This is a genomic window from Providencia sp. PROV182 (genome assembly GCF_028480325.1).
GTDB lineage: Bacteria > Pseudomonadota > Gammaproteobacteria > Enterobacterales > Enterobacteriaceae > Providencia > Providencia hangzhouensis.
On record NZ_JAMPOL010000001.1, the window covers coordinates 37,673 to 57,260 of the forward strand.

14 protein-coding genes and 2 tRNA genes are annotated in these 19,588 nt (G+C 38.9%); 5 read left to right on the forward strand and 11 right to left on the reverse strand.

The genetic code is table 11. The features are described 5' to 3' along the window. Nucleotides 1-156: 156 nt before the first annotated feature. Complete coding sequence (gene tyrP / locus PR834_RS00155; RefSeq protein ID WP_442959639.1) at nucleotides 157-1,365, reverse strand: tyrosine transporter TyrP; 1,209 nt, start codon at nucleotides 1,363-1,365, stop codon at nucleotides 157-159. Nucleotides 1,366-1,784: 419 nt separating this feature from the next. Between tyrP and PR834_RS00160 the strand changes: the two genes are divergently transcribed. Next, a complete protein-coding gene (locus PR834_RS00160; protein ID WP_096864880.1) occupies nucleotides 1,785-3,125 on the forward strand; it encodes an anaerobic C4-dicarboxylate transporter in 1,341 nt (446 codons plus the stop codon). A gap of 72 nt (nucleotides 3,126-3,197) precedes the next feature. On the opposite strand, the gene yfaE is transcribed toward PR834_RS00160, so the two are convergent. The 4 genes from yfaE to ubiG all read right to left on the reverse strand — a co-directional run bounded on the left by yfaE (nucleotide 3,198) and on the right by ubiG (nucleotide 7,984). Next, the gene (gene yfaE / locus PR834_RS00165) at nucleotides 3,198-3,461 is read right to left on the reverse strand and encodes a class I ribonucleotide reductase maintenance protein YfaE (RefSeq protein WP_004259896.1); all 264 of its coding nucleotides are present in this window, start codon (nucleotides 3,459-3,461) and stop codon (nucleotides 3,198-3,200) included. Nucleotides 3,462-3,463: 2 nt separating this feature from the next. Next, nucleotides 3,464-4,600: a class Ia ribonucleoside-diphosphate reductase subunit beta gene (gene nrdB / locus PR834_RS00170; RefSeq protein WP_004259897.1), complete on the reverse strand. Its 1,137-nt coding sequence runs from the start codon at nucleotides 4,598-4,600 to the stop codon at nucleotides 3,464-3,466. An 11-nt stretch (nucleotides 4,601-4,611) separates the two neighbouring features. Then, entirely contained in the window at nucleotides 4,612-6,903 is a 2,292-nt protein-coding gene (gene nrdA, locus PR834_RS00175) for a class 1a ribonucleoside-diphosphate reductase subunit alpha (protein ID WP_004259904.1), read from the reverse strand. Between the two features lie 358 nt (nucleotides 6,904-7,261). Further along, entirely contained in the window at nucleotides 7,262-7,984 is a 723-nt protein-coding gene (gene ubiG / locus PR834_RS00180; RefSeq protein ID WP_136134372.1) for a bifunctional 2-polyprenyl-6-hydroxyphenol methylase/3-demethylubiquinol 3-O-methyltransferase UbiG, read from the reverse strand. Nucleotides 7,985-8,292: 308 nt separating this feature from the next. Here ubiG and gyrA point away from each other — a divergent pair, with 308 nt between their 5' ends. Both gyrA and rcsC read left to right on the forward strand, forming a co-directional pair. Further along, entirely contained in the window at nucleotides 8,293-10,908 is a 2,616-nt protein-coding gene (gene gyrA / locus PR834_RS00185; RefSeq protein WP_272525614.1) for a DNA topoisomerase (ATP-hydrolyzing) subunit A, read from the forward strand. A gap of 213 nt (nucleotides 10,909-11,121) precedes the next feature. After that, nucleotides 11,122-13,908 carry a two-component system sensor histidine kinase RcsC gene (gene rcsC, locus PR834_RS00190; RefSeq protein WP_232062974.1) on the forward strand — a complete coding sequence of 929 codons (2,787 nt, stop codon included), beginning with the start codon at nucleotides 11,122-11,124 and terminating at the stop codon, nucleotides 13,906-13,908. Nucleotides 13,909-13,986: 78 nt separating this feature from the next. Here rcsC and rcsB read toward each other — a convergent pair whose 3' ends face one another. Then, entirely contained in the window at nucleotides 13,987-14,637 is a 651-nt protein-coding gene (gene rcsB / locus PR834_RS00195; RefSeq protein WP_004259923.1) for a response regulator transcription factor RcsB, read from the reverse strand. A gap of 1 nt (nucleotide 14,638) precedes the next feature. Beyond that, on the reverse strand, nucleotides 14,639-17,332 hold the full coding sequence (gene rcsD, locus PR834_RS00200) for a phosphotransferase RcsD (RefSeq protein WP_112307750.1): 2,694 nt from the start codon (nucleotides 17,330-17,332) through the stop codon (nucleotides 14,639-14,641). Between the two features lie 213 nt (nucleotides 17,333-17,545). Between rcsD and PR834_RS00205 the strand changes: the two genes are divergently transcribed. After that, nucleotides 17,546-17,633, forward strand: a tRNA-Ser gene (locus PR834_RS00205). A 5-nt stretch (nucleotides 17,634-17,638) separates the two neighbouring features. Continuing rightward, nucleotides 17,639-17,714: transfer RNA gene (locus PR834_RS00210), tRNA-Thr, on the forward strand. A gap of 61 nt (nucleotides 17,715-17,775) precedes the next feature. Here the strand turns inward: PR834_RS00210 and PR834_RS00215 are convergent. Genes PR834_RS00215 through PR834_RS00225 form a run of 4 tightly spaced genes read right to left on the reverse strand, consistent with a single transcriptional unit; the run spans nucleotide 17,776 to nucleotide 19,583 of the window. Next, a complete protein-coding gene (locus PR834_RS00215) occupies nucleotides 17,776-18,921 on the reverse strand; it encodes a tyrosine-type recombinase/integrase (protein ID WP_442959642.1) in 1,146 nt (381 codons plus the stop codon). Next, nucleotides 18,804-19,163, reverse strand: coding sequence for a helix-turn-helix domain-containing protein (locus PR834_RS20405; RefSeq protein WP_442959640.1), 360 nt, complete (start codon nucleotides 19,161-19,163; stop codon nucleotides 18,804-18,806). The genes PR834_RS00215 and PR834_RS20405 overlap by 118 nt, the downstream gene beginning before the upstream one ends. Continuing rightward, nucleotides 19,153-19,380: a hypothetical protein gene (locus PR834_RS00220; RefSeq protein ID WP_272536275.1), complete on the reverse strand. Its 228-nt coding sequence runs from the start codon at nucleotides 19,378-19,380 to the stop codon at nucleotides 19,153-19,155. The genes PR834_RS20405 and PR834_RS00220 overlap by 11 nt, the downstream gene beginning before the upstream one ends. Next, nucleotides 19,377-19,583, reverse strand: a complete 207-nt coding sequence (locus PR834_RS00225; RefSeq protein WP_210848370.1) for a DUF4060 family protein — start codon at nucleotides 19,581-19,583, stop codon at nucleotides 19,377-19,379. Before PR834_RS00225 ends, PR834_RS00220 begins: the two co-directional genes overlap by 4 nt. Nucleotides 19,584-19,588 lie beyond the last annotated feature (5 nt).

A 19,588-nucleotide genomic window follows, 5' to 3' on the forward strand; every position in this document is an offset into this window, starting at 1 on the left:
TAATATATATGTGGAGATAGAGTAGGAATGCTAGGGGATTATTGATTGCGGATATCAAACGATGGCCACCTTGATTGGGAGTGAGGATAGTTAATTTCAGATAAACAAAAGCCGTAATTTGAAGTTATCCGAATTACGGCTTAATTTATCAATTTGTTAGCCGACGTTCGGTAAGAAGCCGGCAACAATCGAAAATTGGATAGCGATTACTGCCACACCACATGCCAACACTAAGGCTAAAATAGGTGTACCACCTTTAACTTGATACCCACCTTGAGATTCTAATTTACGTACACGTAATGTTAGCAATGCAGGAATAATCAGCGCTAAGACCGAGAGTGCAACAGCTGCATAAGTTAATGCTTGTACGAAACTACTAAAGAATAGGGCAGCCAATAATGGCGGAACAAAGGTGAGTAAGCCTGTTTGCACTCGACCGATAAAATGATTACTCCGTTTGAATAAGTCGGCGAGGTAATCAAATAAGCCTAATGCGACACCTAAGAAAGATGTGGCCAACGCTAAATCCATAAACAAGCTGACGGCGATATTAACGCGAGGTGTAGCGACAACATCGCGGATCGCGGTGAGTAACCCATTTAGACCTGATTCCTGCGCTAGTATTCCGAGAAAAGTATGTGATGGAATAGACCCTAACGTCGCAATCTGCCATAGAATATAAGCAACTAAAGGAATTGCGCTTCCGGTAATGAAAATCATACGTAATTTACGTACATCCCCATTCATATAGTTAACTAAACTTGGGACGCTGCCATGGAAACCAAAAGAGGTAAAAATAACGGGTACTGCGGCAAGGATAAGGCCTTTTTCAATTGGCATGGTGCTTAAGTTTACGGCTTCCGCGTGTGGCATCATTACAACTAACATGATGACTAAAAAAATCGTTTTTGCTGTGAATAAAATTCGGTTAATAAAATCGACGGAATGCGTACCAATACAGACAACTGCACCACCAATAATAGTAAATGCAATAATGGCAGTGTCAGTTGAAATTTTAAAGCACCACCATGAAGACAGACTATCTGAAATTAATACGCCAGCTCCACCAATATAAGCGGTTGTTAATGCGTACATTAATAGCAGCATACTTAGCCCAGTCACTATCTGGCCAATTGGGCCAAGATATTTTTTAGCAACGGAGCCTAAGCCCATATTTGCAGGGTTATGCTGATACACTTCAACTAACAGTAATGAGGTATAACTCATTAACATCCATAATCCAACAAGCAAACAAACGATGCCTGTGAAACCGACTCCTGCAGCGGCAAGTGGCATTGCCAACATCCCTGCACCTATTGTTGTCCCTGCAACGATTAACACACTGCCAAGCGTACGATTCTTCACAAGTTCCTCTAATTGAATTTGAATAATTAATAAGTGATGCAGATTATGCGATTGCAAGTTCGCTGTCAAATGTAAATTACAGCTAGTGTAATGTTAAGTTTACGCCAATAATCAAGTAGATAGAGAGACTCAAGACAATGAGCAGAGTTAATAAAGTAAAGAAAAAATGATGATTTAAAGTGACTAAAGGTAAATTTAAATGGAGTGAGTTGTTAAAATTGGTGTAGTAGTTGATTGATTTTTATCAAAATGGTAGGTAACGGAATAGTATGTCAGTTACTTAATTAAAATTATGTGATGAGGTCAAAATAAAAGCATAAAAAATAAAACTAAATTGATTTTGAAGTTATCATAAATCAAATTAATGCTTGAAAATCATCCCGATAATATATGTAAACATATATATAAAGGATGGAACTATGGACTTTATGATTCAACTCGCCATTATCCTTGTTTGCTTATTCTATGGAGCAAAAAAAGGGGGAATGGCACTCGGGCTATTAGGTGGTGTTGGTCTAGTTATCTTAGTTTTTGGCTTTGGTTTACCGCCTGGAAAACCGCCTGTTGATGTAATGCTTGTTATCATTGCTGTTGTTGCCGCATCAGCAACGTTACAAGCATCAGGCGGTTTGGATGTCATGCTGCAAATTGCAGAACGACTACTGCGGAAAAACCCTAAGTACATTTCTATTGTGGCACCTTTTGTGACATGTATCTTAACCATTTTGTGTGGTACAGGGCATGTGGTGTATACAATTTTACCTATCATTTACGATGCGGCGATTAAAAATAATATTCGCCCTGAAAGGCCAATGGCTGCGAGTAGTATTGGCGCGCAAATGGGGATTATCGCTAGCCCAGTTTCAGTTGCCGTTGTTTCATTAGTCGCAATGCTAAATGGTGTGACAATCAATGGTAAGTCACTCGAATTTTTGGATTTATTAGCAATTACTATTCCATCAACATTAATTGGTATTTTAGCTATTGGTATTTTCAGTTGGTTTAGAGGTAAAGATCTCGATAAAGACCCTGTATTCCAAGAGTTTATCTCAGTCCCTGAAAACCATGATTATGTCTATGGTGACAGTGTGACACTGCTAAATACCAAATTACCGAAAATTAATTGGGTCGCGATGTGGATTTTTTTAGCTTCCATCGCAGTTGTGGCATTACTTGGCGCATTTTCTGAACTTAGACCGCTAGTTAACGGTAAGCCACTATCCATGGTTTTAGTCATCCAGATGTTTATGTTATTAGCAGGTGCGCTAATTATCATTATTTGTAAGACTAATCCAGGACAAATTTCAAAGAATGAAGTATTCCGTTCAGGGATGATTGCGATTGTTGCAGTATATGGTATCGCATGGATGGCAGAAACCATGTTCGGTGCTCATATGGATGAAATTAAAGGAACTTTAGGTTCTTTAGTGAAAGATTTCCCTTGGGCTTATGCAGTTATCTTATTATTAGTCTCTAAGTTTGTTAACTCACAAGCAGCTGCTCTGGCCGCTGTAGTACCAATTGCACTAGGGATTGGTGTTGACCCGGCTTATATTATCGCTTCTGCACCTGCGTGTTATGGGTATTACATTTTACCAACTTACCCTAGTGACCTTGCGGCAATTCAATTTGACCGTTCTGGAACAACGCGTATTGGTAAATTTGTTATCAACCACAGCTTCATTCTACCGGGGTTAATTGGGGTGGGTGTTTCTTGTGTATTTGGTTGGATATTTGCGGGATTATATGGTTATTTATAATCAATAAAGCAAGTGAATAAAAAGTGATTGCACAGGTAACTGATAGACAGCTGTGCAATCACCTATTTTAGATTAACCAATTTCAATATCTGAAAGTGGATGACAGCAACAAGGCAGAATTTCTCCATCTTGCACAAATGCAATAGGTTTTTGCTTATAGCCCACTTTCCCATGTAATAACGTCACTCGGCATGAACCGCAGTAGCCTTCACGGCATTGATATTCTACAGGAATACGGCTGTCTTCTAAGGCTTCCAACAAACACGAATGGACTTCAGTATGGAAGGGGACTTGAACACCCTGCGTTAACCGCAGGGTGATTTTATGGCTTGCCATGCTTATAGTTCGAAGTCGCTCAAATCGTCGGTATCGACTTGAGAGTCAATTTGGCCGACTAAATAAGAACTGACTTCAACCTCTTGAGGCGCAACTTGTACGTTGTCAGACACCAACCATGCGTTGATCCATGGAATTGGGTTTGAACGCGTTTCAAATGGCAATTTCAGACCGACAGCTTGCATGCGAATATTAGTAATATATTCAACATATTGGCATAAAATATCTTTATTTAAACCAATCATAGAGCCTTCGCTGAATAGGTAGTCAGCCCACTCTTTCTCTTGCTCTGCCGCTTGAACGAATAAGTCATAACATTCTTGCTCGCACTCTGCCGCGATTTCTGCCATTTCTGGGTCATCTTGCCCCGAACGTAACAGGTTCAACATGTGTTGTGTACCAGTTAAGTGCAGTGCTTCATCACGTGCGATCAGTTTGATGATTTTAGCATTTCCTTCCATTAGCTCGCGTTCAGCAAACGCAAATGAACAGGCGAAGCTAACATAGAAACGAATTGCTTCGAGCGCATTAACGCTCATTAGGCACAGGTACAGCTGCTTCTTCAACTGACGCAGAGAAACAGTAACTTGCTTACCGTTGCAAGTATGCGTGCCTTCACCAAACATATGATAGTAATTGGTCATTTCGATCAGGTCATCGTAAAAACCAGAAATATCTTTAGCACGTTTTAAAATTTCTTCATTTTCAACGATATCGTCAAAAATAATGGCAGGGTCATTCACAATATTACGAATAATATGTGTATACGAACGTGAGTGGATAGTTTCAGAAAACGCCCACGTTTCAACCCAAGTTTCCAGTTCAGGAATCGAAATCAGTGGCAATAATGCCACATTAGGGCTGCGGCCCTGAATAGAGTCCAGCAGCGTTTGGTATTTCAGATTACTGATAAAGATATGCTTTTCGTGATCTGGCAGCGCATTATAGTCAATACGGTCGCGAGAGACATCAACCTCTTCAGGGCGCCAGAAAAACGACAGTTGTTTTTCAATCAGCTTTTCAAAAATAGGGTACTTTTGCTGATCATAACGCGCCACGTTAACGGGTTGGCCGAAAAACATCGGCTCCAGCATTTGGTCATTTTTTTTCTGTGAAAACGTTGTATATGTGTGTGACATAACAATTCCTATTAAATTTTACACGCGCCGCCTTCGCAATCGGAATCCGCTGACTCAACAACTTCTTCCAGATCGCCCTGAACATCTTCCGCCCCATCGCGAGTGTTATGGTAGTAAAGTGTTTTCACACCAAACTTATAGGCGAGCAATAAATCTTTTAGCAATTGGTTCATTGGCACTTTACCGCTCTCAAAACGAGTTGGGTCATAGTTTGTGTTAGCAGAAATCGACTGGTCGATAAATTTCTGCATGATACCAACGAGTTGTAAGTAGCCACTATTTGAAGGCATTTGCCACAGTAGCTCATAAGCACCTTTCAGATTTTCGTAATCAGGCACCACTTGGCGCAAGATACCATCTTTAGAGGCTTTAATACTGATATAACCACGCGGTGGTTCAATACCATTGGTTGCGTTAGAAATCTGTGATGATGTCTCTGAAGGCATCAATGCAGACAGTGTCGAGTTACGCAGACCATGTTGTTTAATTTCTTGGCGTAACGCTTCCCAATCGTAATGCAAAGGTTCATTAGTTAACTTATCGAGCTCTTTTTTATAGGTATCGATAGGTAAAACGCCTTGTGCATAAGTTGTTTCATTGAACCATGGGCAAGCACCTTGCTCTTTTGCTAACTCATTCGAGGCTTTTAATAGATAATACTGAATGGCTTCGAATGTTTTATGCGTTAAGTTGTTTGCACTGCCATCAGAATAACGAACGCCGTGCTTCGCGAGATAATAAGCGTAGTTAATCACGCCAATACCTAATGTACGACGGCCCATTGAGCCTTGTTTAGCCGCAATGATTGGGTAATCTTGGTAATCAAGTAGCGCATCGAGTGCACGAACAGCTAATATTGCTAGCTCTTCTAATTCATCTAGGCTATCAATAGCCCCTAAGTTAAATGCCGATAATGTACACAGCGCAATTTCACCATTTTCGTCATTTATATTATTTAATGGCTTAGTTGGCAGCGCAATTTCTAAACATAAGTTCGATTGACGAACAGGCGCAATCTGCGGGTCAAATGGGCTATGTGTATTACAGTGGTCAACGTTTTGAATATAAATACGGCCAGTAGACGCACGCTCTTGCATCATTAATGAAAATAGCTCAACCGCTTTAACGCTCGATTTACGAATATTTTCATCTTGCTCATATTTCACATATAGACGTTCAAATTCGTCTTGATCTGCGAAAAAGGCGTCATAAAGACCCGGAACGTCCGATGGGCTGAATAATGTAATGTCTTGGTTTTTAATCAGACGCTCATACATTAACTTGTTTAATTGCACACCGTAATCCATATGGCGAACACGGTTACCTTCAACCCCACGGTTATTCTTTAGAACCAGTAAGCTTTCTACTTCAAGGTGCCAAATAGGGTAGAACAAGGTTGCAGCGCCACCGCGAACACCACCTTGCGAACATGATTTAACCGCAGTTTGGAAGTGTTTATAGAATGGAATACAACCCGTATGGAAAGCTTCTCCACCACGAATTGGGCTGCCTAATGCACGGATACGGCCTGCATTTACCCCAATCCCTGCACGTTGTGAGACATATTTCACAATTGCGCTTGAGGTTGCATTGATAGAATCTAAGCTGTCACCACACTCAATCAGTACGCAAGAGCTGAATTGACGTGTAGGCGTACGTACCCCCGCCATAATCGGCGTAGGTAATGAAATTTTGAATGTTGAAACGGCATCATAGAAACGACGGATATAATCAAGGCGTGTTTCTTTTGGATAATGTGAAAATAGGCAAGCTGCAACTAAAATATATAAAAACTGTGCGCTTTCATAGATTTCACCCGTTACACGGTTTTGAACTAAATATTTCCCTTCAAGCTGTTTTACCGCAGCATAGGAAAAATTCATATCACGCCAATGATCAATAAAGCTATCCATTTGCTCGAACTCTGCTTCAGAGTAGTCTTCCAGCAAATGCTTGTCATATTTCCCCATTTCAACGAGGTGTTTAACATGCTTATATAATGCAGGCGGTTCAAACTGGCCATAGGCTTTCTTGCGTAAGTTAAAAATAGCAAGACGCGCAGCTAGGTATTGGTAATCAGGGGTATCACCCGTAATTAAATCTGCTGCTGCTTTGATCATCGTTTCGTGAATATCAGAAGTTCTGATCCCATCATAAAACTGAATCTGTGAACGTAACTCCACTTGAGAAACGGATACGTTACTTAGGCCTTCAGCAGCCCAGGTGATTACCTTGTGGATTTTATCAAGATCAATGCGTTCTTTATGTCCATCACGCTTTGTGACTAACAGACTCTGGTTCATGAGCAAGTACACCTTGGTTGAACTACAAATAGTTTAAAATAAACATAAAAAAGCTCATGGTGTAATGCCATGAGACTAGTTGTATTATGTTTTGTTGTACCACTATATGTAGTAGTTTGTTTAGAATACCATAACAAGATAATGTTAATATGTGATTTTATCAAGTGAACAAATTAGAGGGATCTTGTGGATAACTGGTTGGATAAGAAAAGTGATCATGTCGGTAAGCTGCATGGTAAAAGGCATTAATAAAAAAAATGCTTCCGACATGAGGACTAAAATAAATTTTGTAAAATGCGATCGTTTGCTGCTTTCTTAAACGTAGTGCTTGTGATTTATTCTTTTCACGACTAAATGACTATTCGTTTACCGTATGCAGCATATAGTTTACATCAACATTTGGCCCAAGCCAGAACTTGTCTGTTAATGGATTATAATGCAACCCTATGATATGTTTGTCTTTTAATGGTGTGCCGTCAATCCAATTAATTAACTCAGAAGGGCGAATAAACTTGTTTGCGTCATGAGTGCCTTTTGGGACGATTTTCATTATATATTCAGCAGCAACAACAGCCATTAGCCATGCTTTTTTATTACGGTTGATGGTTGAAAAAATTACGTGTCCACCCGGTTTGACTAATTTTGCGCAAGCCCTAACGACAGACTGAGGGTCCGGAACATGTTCAAGCATCTCCATACACGTGACAACATCATAGGCTTGAGGGTGCTTGTCTGCATGTTGTTCAACGGTTTCTTGTACATATTCAACTGGAATGCCGGACTCAAGAGAATGTAAGCGAGCAACCATTAAAGGCTCGGCACCCATATCAAGACCGGTGACTTCTGCACCTTCACGCGCCATACTTTCCGATAAAATGCCACCGCCGCAGCCAACATCAAGAATTTTTTTACCGAAAATACCGTCTACACGCTGCATAATATAACCTAAGCGTAATGGATTGATGCGGTGTAGTGGGGCAAATTCCCCTTCTAAGTCCCACCAACGTGAGGCAATGGACTCGAATTTTTCGATTTCTTGCTTATCGACGTTAAGGTAGGTTGGGGTTTGGGTGTCATTCATACAAAGAAGCTCCTATTTTTAACCTATTACCCGAAAGCCTATTAACGATAGTTATATTTAAACTGTATTTAAACTATGTTTAATAGGGGGAATAGTAGCCCGACAAGCATTGATGGCTAAAATGTAAACAACAATGTAATTATTGCAGTTATTAATTGATAAACCTTCAAGTTTCGGACACATAAACTTAATTTTCCGCTATTATACATAGCTTGGAAGACAAATACCCGTCTCTTATTTTTATTAAATTGGCGAATTGTGGTATAGTTCTACTCTTTGAATCCGAAGTTATGAGGGACAGTGGTTCCATGAGCGAGATTGCCAGAGAAATCACACCAGTTAATATCGAAGAAGAGCTTAAAAGTTCGTATTTGGATTATGCAATGTCCGTTATTGTCGGCCGTGCGCTTCCAGATGTTCGAGATGGACTGAAGCCAGTACACCGCAGAGTACTGTATGCGATGAATGTATTGGGAAATGATTGGAATAAACCCTATAAAAAATCTGCCCGTATTGTTGGGGACGTCATCGGTAAATACCATCCACATGGTGATAGCGCTGTTTACGAGACAATTGTTCGTCTTGCACAGCCTTTCTCAATGCGTTACATGCTGGTTGATGGTCAGGGAAACTTCGGTTCAGTTGACGGAGACTCCGCTGCGGCAATGCGTTATACGGAAATCCGTATGGCGAAAATTGCCCATGAGCTACTTGCTGACCTTGAAAAAGAAACCGTTGATTTCGTTCCAAACTATGACGGAACAGAGCAAATTCCTGAAGTCATGCCAACGAAAATTCCAAACCTTTTGGTTAATGGGTCGTCTGGTATTGCGGTTGGGATGGCAACCAATATTCCTCCTCACAATTTAGGGGAAGTGATTAATGGTTGTCTTGCTTATATAGAAGATGAAGACATCAGTATTGAAGGTTTAATGGAACACATTCCAGGGCCTGATTTCCCAACAGCGGCTATTATCAACGGCCGTCGTGGGATTATTGATGCATATCGTACAGGACGTGGCAAGGTCTATATCCGTGCAAGCGCTGAAGTGGAAGTCGATGAGAAAAATGGTCGCGAAACCATTATTGTCAGCGAAATCCCTTATCAAGTGAATAAAGCTCGCTTGATTGAAAAAATTGCAGAGTTAGTTAAAGACAAACGTGTTGAAGGAATCAGTGCACTGCGTGACGAGTCGGATAAAGACGGTATGCGCATTGTTATTGAAGTTAAGCGCGATGCAGTGGGTGAAGTTGTCCTGAACAACTTATATTCCTTGACTCAATTGCAAGTTTCTTTTGGTATCAATATGGTGGCTCTACATCAAGGGCAACCGAAAATACTGAATTTAAAAGATATCATTGCTGCTTTTGTGCGTCACCGTCGTGAAGTTGTCACTCGTCGTACGATTTTCGAATTGCGTAAAGCGCGTGACCGTGCTCATATCCTTGAAGCACTGGCAATCGCACTTGCTAATATTGACCCAATTATTGAATTGATCCGTAAAGCACCAACACCAGCTGAAGCTAAAGCAGGGTTGATTGCACGTTCTTGGGATCTGGGTAATGTAGCGGCAATGCTAGAGCGTGCAGGTGATGACGCAGCTCGTCCTGAGTGGTTAGAACTACAGTTCGGTGTTCATGAGGGGCAATATTTCCTGACTGAGCAACAAGCCCAAGCTATTTTGGATTTACGTCTCCAAAAATTAACCGGTCTTGAGCACGAAAAACTACTGGAAGAGTACCGTGATCTTCTAGTACAAATTGAAGCTTTACTGTTTATTTTACGTAGTCCTGAACGTTTGATGGAAGTGATTCGCGAAGAGTTAGAAATTATTCGTGATACTTATAATGATCCTCGTCGTACAGAAATTACAGAAAATACCGCAGACATCAATATTGAAGATTTGATCAATCAAGAAGATGTGGTAGTGACATTATCTCACCAAGGTTATGTGAAATATCAGCCTCTGTCTGATTACGAAGCACAGCGCCGTGGTGGTAAAGGTAAATCTGCTGCACGAACAAAAGACGAAGACTTCATTGAACGCTTATTGGTCGCCAATACGCACGACACCATCTTGTGTTTCTCAAGTCGTGGGCGTTTGTATTGGATGAAAGTTTATCAGTTGCCAGAAGCGAGTCGTGGTGCTCGTGGTCGTCCAATTGTTAACTTATTGCCACTTGAGCAAGATGAACGCATTACTGCTATCTTACCTGTACGTGAATATGAAGAGGGTTATAACGTCTTCATGGCAACGGCGAGTGGTACTGTGAAGAAAACACCTTTACAAGAGTTTAGCCGCCCAAGAAGTGCCGGTATTATTGCAGTGAACTTGAATGAAGGTGATGAACTGATTGGGGTTGATTTAACCGATGGTTCAAATGAAGTCATGCTGTTCTCTGCACAAGGTAAAGTTGTGCGCTTCGCTGAAGATGCTGTTCGCCCAATGGGACGTACTGCAACGGGTGTTCGTGGAATTAAATTAATGGATAACGATAAAGTCGTATCCTTGATCATTCCACGTGGTGAAGGCCATATCTTAACTGTCACAGAAAATGGTTATGGTAAACGTACTGAAGAAGCAGAATACCCAACTAAATCGCGTGCAACTCAAGGGGTTATCTCTATCAAAGTGAGTGAGCGAAACGGTAATGTTGTTGGAGCTATTCAAGTTGATGAAACTGACCAAATCATGATGATTACGGATGCCGGCACATTAGTTCGTACCCGTGTATCTGAAGTGAGCGTCGTTGGCCGTAATACGCAAGGTGTGACCTTGATTAGAACAGCTGAAGATGAAAAAGTGGTTGGTTTACAACGTGTTGCTGAAACAGATGATGATGAAAATAATGATGATGAGAATGCGATTGAAAACACTGAAGAAAACGGTGTTGATGATGCAAATATCGACGATCAAGAGTAATTATCGCGTTTAATTTAATGAACGGGTAGCATATTAGCTGCCCGTTTTAGTTTCTAGTCTAAATTTCTTAGTTTTATTACTTTTCATGTCTGTCGCTTTTTTATTATGTAATCGAGTATAATTAGCGATCATCGTATCGAATATACAGGAAAACGCTTGAGATACTTACCCTCGTTTAAAACATCACTTAGACTTTCTCGGGATTTATTTCGTATCCTCGGCTTGATGTTGTGGGGCATGGGTGCTTTTATCACTTTATTTTTCCTTTATTCGCAATTTAATGAATACAAATCTGATCTTCGCCAGCAGTTCTATTCTGGGTATGAAAACCTACAAGTCTATATACAGCAAACGGCGGCGACACTGAATTCTATTCAGTCGATGACTGATCTGTACCAAATAAAGCTGCAAGAATCGACAGAGGAAAATACTTTTACGAGTAAATTTATGGAATTGCCAAATGCCTCTAATTACTCGTTCTATAAATTAACTCCGAATACGGATTGTGATCATTTTAGGGATAAAGCTGAAAACTATTTGCAGGCTTTTGAACAACTGAATTATTTTTGGAAAGAGAGTATTGCAGCGCCTCAAGCTTTAAACCATGTCTTTTTAGTGGGTTCGAAAAGTTATTGTCTGGTGGATTATCCTATTCGTTCTACAATATCGGATATAGAAATACTAAAAAAAGTTAGCTACGAAAGTGTGCGAACTTATCAAGGTTTAAGGCTACAAGGTAAAGAGCGTAAGCTATTTACCATTACGCATGGTGCTCAGCCGGATTATGGGCAGGTTTACTTAATTCAAGCAATCAAGCACGATAATCTGCTCCCCGCATTTATTGGGTTAGAACGTTCAATTAATTTAAATCAGTTTAATATACGGCGAAATAAGGCTATCGAAATATTGATAATTAACGACTATAACCAGCCTGTTTTATATTCACCTACAGATATCAATCCTAAGAGCTCTGCATTGCTCAATATTTCTGAGCCTTCATTTTTCGGTTTTAACTCAGATTACTCAAAATTAATCTTCAAAAAAAGGTTAGCACCTTCTCAAATTACGGTCATTTTCTCAATTGCGACGTCGGAAATATTAGCGAGTTTAGAAAACACCATTTTTTACGGTATCCTCCTAAATATTTTTACGGGTGGGCTGATTTTCTTTTTAATTTGGTTACTTGAAAGGAAAATGCTAGAACCCGCAGAGAACACTGCGATACGGCTTGAGGAACATGAACAATTCAACCACAAAATTGTGGCATCAGCACCGGTCGGTATCATCATTTTAAGATTAACAGATGGTGGTAATATTCTCAGTAATGAATTAGCTCACGACTATTTTCGGCTGTTAAATGATGATGATAAACAGCGAATATTGACAATTATTCGCCAAAAATCGAGCAATTATATAGATGTGGTGACAACCAACGGCACACACTTACAAATTAGCTTTGTAAACTCTCGATACCAAAATGAAGATGTCGCTATTTGTGTATTAGTCGACATTAGCATTCGTGTTCAAATGGAAAAATCGCTGCAAGATGTAGCCGATGCGGCGGAACAAGCAAACCATGCTAAGTCAATGTTTTTAGCGACAGTTAGTCATGAATTAAGAACGCCGTTATATGGAATTATTGGTAATATAGAATTACTACAACGTTATGAATTACCTGAGAAAGCAACACGCTTAGTCTCAACTATGGATAATTCATCTTCACTTTTATTGCAGATTATTAGTGATATTTTAGACTTTTCGAAAATTGAATCTAAGCAATTGAAAATAGAAAGCAAATTGTTTAATTGTCGAGAGGTTTTTGCGTTTGTATTAGCAAACTACCTGCCATTAGTCACGAAGAAAAAAATATCTTTATATTCCTTTATTGAGCCAAATATACCTGATCTCATTTTGAATGACCCTGTTCGTTTACAACAAGTGATTTCTAACATTGTTAATAATAGTATTAAGTTTACAGAATCAGGTTTTGTATTGCTTTATGTATGGAAAGATGAGAATTATTTAAAGATTGAAATACGTGATTCAGGGATTGGAATGACACATGCGGTGGTCATGAAGTTGTTTGATCCATTCTTTCAAGTTTATGACCAAAATAATATGGGCCATAAAGGAACTGGTTTAGGTCTAGCTATTTGCGAAAAACTGGTTAACCTCATGGATGGTGACATTGAGGTCAGTTCCCAAATTGGACTTGGTAGTTCATTTACTATTCGAATTCCTTTATATGGTCAAGAATATCTTAAGAAAAATATTCCAGAATACCGGGCTCATTATCGGATTGCAGTTTCGTGTCGAAATGAATTTTTAATGAACTTTCTTTTGCGTTTATTAAGCCAAGAACAATTTTCTGTTGTCCGCCATAATGCAACGGATAAGACACAACATTATGATCTCTTAATAACTGATTATGAGCAGGCTGAAAGGGGCATTTGTGAACATCATATCCAATTATCAAGTATTTATGCCGGTGAACTCCATCAAATAAAACAAAACCAGTGGATTTATAATACATATCAATTAGATAAATTACCTATCTTAATTGATAAAGCCATCATGAAAACGGCCGAACAATCGCTGAAAAATAGTACAGTAAATCCATCATTGGTTGCTGACCATTCGTTAAGTGAACATCATGTATTAATTGTCGATGACCATCCAATTAATAGAGCATTATTGAGTGAACAATTAGCGACTATCGGTTTTACTACAGGCACAGCGATAGATGGGCTAGATGCATTAAAATATTTAGATAATCATCATGTTGATATTGTTTTAACGGATGTAAATATGCCAAATATGGATGGCTACCAGTTGGCAAAGGAACTGCGTCGTTTAGAGTTCAATTTACCCGTTATCGCATTAACTGCTAATGCAATGGCAGAAGAAAAGCAACGCTGTATTAACGCAGGAATGAATGATTGTTTATCAAAACCGACAACAATTGCAATTTTACGTGAGACTTTGACGCGCTATTGTTGAATGTGAGTAAAAAAGGACGCAAAAATAAAAACCCATAACTGGGTTTTTATTGGCGTAGTCTTATAGTTAAAATGAAATTTACTCTGAAGGCGAGTTATCAATACTGACAGAAGAAAGGTAATTCAGTAGCGCTATATCATTCTCAACACCTAATTTCAGCATAGCTGATTTTTTCTGGCTACTGATTGTTTTTATACTGCGGTTAAGTTTCTTTGCAATTTCAGTGACCAAAAAACCTTCAGCAAACAAACGTAGCACTTCACTTTCTTTTGGTGATAAACGTTTATCGCCATAGCCGCTTGCATTGACTTTTTCTAACAGTTTGCTCACGCTTTCTGGTGTGAATTTTTTGCCTTTCTGTAAAGCCGCTAAAGCTTTAGGTAAATCAGCTGGCGCACCTTGTTTTAACACAATTCCTTCAATATCCAGCTCTAAAATAGCGCTAAGAATGGCAGGGTTATTGTTCATAGTGAGAACAATAATTGACAGGTCAGGATAATGCCGCTTGATGTATTTGATTAAAGTAATACCATCGCCATATTTGTCACCTGGCATAGATAAATCAGTAACTAGTACGTCTGCGTTTAAACGTGCTAAGTTATTAATCAAAGAGGTTGAGTCCTCAAATTCCCCTACGATATTCACCCATTCAATTTGTTCAAGTGATTTTCTGATGCCGAAAAGAACGATAGGGTGATCATCGGCAACAATGACATTTAGGTTATTCATATTATTGGTTACCTTCTGGCATTAGTTTTTTGACTGAATTATCCAGCACGCTAATGCAATTTTTTATTTCCAATCCGTTTTCATCTGCTATGTAACGCTCCAAATCTTCACAAAGTTCATGAAGATAAGTAAATTCGAGCATAGCAAAAACTCCTTTTAAACGATGTGCAGTGTTTTTCAATTCGGTCAAATCCTCAACACTTTCACTATTATACAGTTTATTAATATCTATCGGTACTGTTGTGATAAACAAATCTCGATATCCGCTATTTGCCAGTGCTAATTGATAACTTGTAATTGCATTTTCAATTGATTCATTCGAGTTCTGTGAAAGCGCTTGAGTACTAACATGGTCTGGAGGCAAAATATCAGCATGCTCATGCTCTGCGTTTTCGATCAATAATGAGATAGCATCAATTAATTCATCAGCAAAATTGTAGTTAGTTTCGATATAATGAGGTTGTAATTGATTAATCCCTAAAAGAGTACCATTTACTTTAACAATATTTTCAAAACATTCCTCATTATTATCAGTTATCAAAAGATCCCAGTCGGTGTGAGGGGAGCTTTCACTTAAGTCCAAATATTCTGCTCCATAATTTGTTAATATGTTCCTAACAATCCGTGAGATATCTGCATTATGTATATTTAAGCGTATACAAACATCTTCCAATAAAGCTGGGAAGTCTTTGACGAGCATTTCTTTAGCTGCAGGAAGCGTAATTTCATAATGAGTGCCTATTGCATCACTAGAACGAATAGAAAAAGTACCATTCATTTTTTTAACCAGTAACTTACATAAATAAAATGTTATGCCTGAACGCGTAAAGTTAGAAGCATTCAAAATTTGCCCAGTAAAAGGACTGTGTAAATTACTAAGCTCAAGATTACTGACCCCAGTTCCACTGTCTTTAATACTCAATAAAATTACATTTTTATTGGCATCATAAGATAACGCGAATGAAATTTTTCCAAAAGAGGTTGTCGCAATAGAATAATCCCAAATTAGTTGTATTAACTGTTTTAAATAATCAGGGTTTGCCATGATCAGTGAATCTGGATTGAGATTATTATGAAAATAAAGTGCTAACCCCTTGTTATTGCATTGGGATAAATTTTGTTTCAAAAACTCGCTAACAAGATTACTGATAGAAACGTTTTCAGTTTTTACTGAGCTAGCTTGAGACTCAAGCTGATTTAATAAGTTAATGTTTTTAAACCAGCGATTGATATAAAAAAGCTGACTTTCAATTTCTAAAATAAATGCGCGGTTATTTACGCTGACTATTTCGGATAATTTAGTTAATTGTTCATCCACCTTAATTAGTGAGGGTAATATCTCAGTACACATATTCTCAAATACAATCTTACGCATGTGAATATTTTTTTTGTACTCACGATTCGCTAATTCTTGACGTTTTTGGGTCAAGGCTTCTTTGTCTTTGTCGATAATAATAAAGAGAACGGTATTGGGTTTTGTCATGCTATTGACAAGAATAACTTCATAGATAATATTCTCGATAGAAACTTGGATAACATCATGGTTTTCTATCGCCATTTCTTTAATGTGAATAAGATCCATAGAAGGTAATAACTGGTTAGCAATATCATTGCTCAGAATCTTTTTGTTAGTATTAAAGTCATAAACCAAAATACCGTATGAAATATGGCTGATAATATCGCTTGTCAATGATTCATTAAAACTCAGCTCTTGCAACATATTTGTATTGGGTGAAATAAGGCGCTTACGAATGAATAGCATGATCAGTAAAGCGAAGAAGATCATAATAAGCATGCCTGTCATTAGCCATAAGTTATAGCCAATAACATTAAAGATAATGCTTTTTAATGAGACATGGTAATAAAGTTGATAGCTGGTGCCATCAATAGGGTGGGAGAAAATGAGGTTAGTTCCGACCCAAGTTGTATGAGGTTCATTGCTTCCTGTGCTTGCAGGGCGTGTATTAATCGTAAAAAAATCCCCATTTAAATTTGGAGGGATCAGTGAATTGATAGAAATATCAAAGGATATGACACTCGTTAGCTGCCCTGGAGAATTAAACATTAGCCGGTAAGTATAGTAAAAAAGGTTATCGGGGGAGTACTTTTGAATATTTGAAATTATTTCCCGTCGGTCTAATAATGTTGATTGAGTCAACATATCAGCACGTTTTTCTTCAGCAGTTAATGTGAGATAACTTTCTTTAAAGCGTAGCTCAGGTTTAAGAATTGAATGAGTGGTCACTAAGACTAGGGTATTGTCTAAGCCATTGAGATAATACATTGAGTTATATTCATTACGGGCTCCCCAGACAATCTCCATATAATTTGCAAGTTTAGATGCTAAAACATTACTACTTTGCTTATTATTGCCAAATACAATAGCATCGATGGATTGGTTGGCACTACTTAGCCAAAAAATATCATGGCGTATTCCTGTCACGGCAAGCTGATCAGCGGATGGGGTAGAGGATTTATTATTGGCAATTTTGTAGATATGGCTTGCTTGATAACGATAATCTTCGATTTGATACGCTAACCGACTAGCCATACTGTTCAAACTAGCCTGACGGCTTTGAACCAATGCTTGATAGTAGTTAAATAGTGATAAACAAAGCATCACTATCAGCAGTAAAATAAATGCTGCGAAAATACGAAAAAGAGTGTTTGGCTTTAATAATGATTGTTTGTACATACTGTAGCAAGTCATCCCATCGGCAAAAGTATTATTAGGTTAAAAATCATACGCCTAGAGAAAGGATAGACACCGATTTTGCACAGATATTACCATTTTTCTTGGAAAAGAGAGAGCAATTGAGTGAAGATTAGCCAAACGAAGTAAAAAAATCAATTTTTTTACTTTCAGGGGTAGACAAGTTGCTGGGATTCCTCCATAATCGCGCCCCATGGAGAGATGGCCGAGCGGTCGAAGGCAGCGGTCTTGAAAACCGCCGATGGGAAACCATCCTAGAGTTCGAATCTCTATCTCTCCGCCATATTCGCCGGCTTAGCTCAGTTGGTAGAGCAACTGACTTGTAATCAGTAGGTCACCAGTTCGACTCCGGTAGCCGGCACCAAATAAGAACCCGTTACATTTCATAGATGTAGCGGGTTTTTTCTTTTTATTTGTGTGCATAATTACAATGCTCTAAGTAGTGGTTGTGCCATATTTGTGTCATCGTGTGACATTAGCTCGTCGATCTTCATAGCATGTTCAGTTAGATGATTTGGCGCTAAATGAGCATACCTTCTCACCATTTCTATTGATTCCCACCCTCCCATTTCTTGAAGTGCAGATAATGGAACTCCTGACTGAACAAGCCAACTAGCCCAAGTGTGCCTCAAGTCATGAAATCGAAAGTTTTCTATACCAGCTCTACGTAATCCTGTTTTCCAAGCTGTATTATCGTCAACTCTCATTTTTCTAACTTTAGCCGTTGGCGTTCCATCTGACCTATGCCATGCTTCAGTATGAACAAATACAAAGCGCTGGTGTTTTCCTATTTGGTCTTTCAATACCTTGCAGGCGGTATTATTTAGGGCAACACCTATCGCTTTTCCTCCTTTTGCATCTTCAGGGTGTATCCAAGCCACTTTCCTTTGAAGGTTTATTTGCGACCATTCAAGATTTAGTATGTTTGAACGCCTTAACCCAGTAGCCAGTGCAAAGATAACCACCGGTTTAAATATTTCAGGCATACATTTAATTAGTGTTGCCGCTTCTTCCTTTGTAAGCCAGCGAACTCTAATTTCGCTTTTCTGCCGAATCTTTATTGTTGGTGACTTACCTATCCATTTCCATTCTTCAACTGCGGCTTTAAATAGCGACCTAAGAAATGCCAAGTATCTTGCCTTTGTTGCTTGTGATGCTGGCTTTGGTTGATACTTTTCTATCCTAGTTCCGTTACTTTTGGCTGCCGCTGTTTTTATCTCCCAAACTTCCTTGTGCTTCCTGTTGATCATCCCTGACGTTGACTTCAAGATATCGTTTTCAGTAATTGACGATAGTTGCTTTCCTGAAAAGAACTCCAAGAAATATTCAATTTTTGTTTTGTCATCATCAATTGATTTCTTGTGTTCTTTCTCTTGTAACCATCTCAAGCACGCATCATCAAAAGTGACAGAAGGGTAGTCGCCTAACTTTTCCACCCTCCATGCTTCAGCTTTTAACTGGTCATGTAACTCTTGCGCTTGCCGCTTGTCTGACGTTTCAAGGCTGCGTCTAATGCGCTTGCCGTTTGGCGAAACGAAATCACAGTGCCAAATTCCGTTCCTTTGTTTGATGGACATCCTTTAAATCCCTCCGTAGATTTATCAGCATTGTCACCATTCGCTTGCTGATTTTGATGGTTATTGTGTACATATTCAAGGCACGAGGATTTAAGAATTTCCCAACAACCTTTTTTACCGTCACTTCTAGCCGCTCTAATTCGTCCTGACTTAAGCAATGCGTAGACCGTTCTTTCGGACTTGCAAAGGAAATCAGCGGCTTTTTTTACATCGAAAACTTCGTCATTAAGATCCACTGTTAATCTCCTTATCTATGCTATTGACGTACCAAGTTAGCCACATGATTGGTGGAAACTTTTTGTGTTCTTTTGTGAGTGTTAATTGAAATTTCGGTAGGTAATCTTTGAGTATTGCTGTGCTTTGTTTATCGCTGAGTTTTTTGAGTTGCTTTAATTTGTCACGGCATTCCCTTGCAATCTTTCGACGTCCGTTTTCTAATATCTGCTCATTCATATCCTCTGCCTTTTATTTCTCATTGTTACCATATAAGACTTTTGACAGTTTTGAATTTCGACAGGGTAGATATTCTTTCCTATCTTTATTTTGTGATTAACGATTATTCCTGTTCTGTTGTGATTCTTTTTGTGGGCTTCCAATGCCGCATTAATAGCAATCCTTTCTGTGGGCGTAACTTCGCCGCGAATTATTAATTTCATAATTC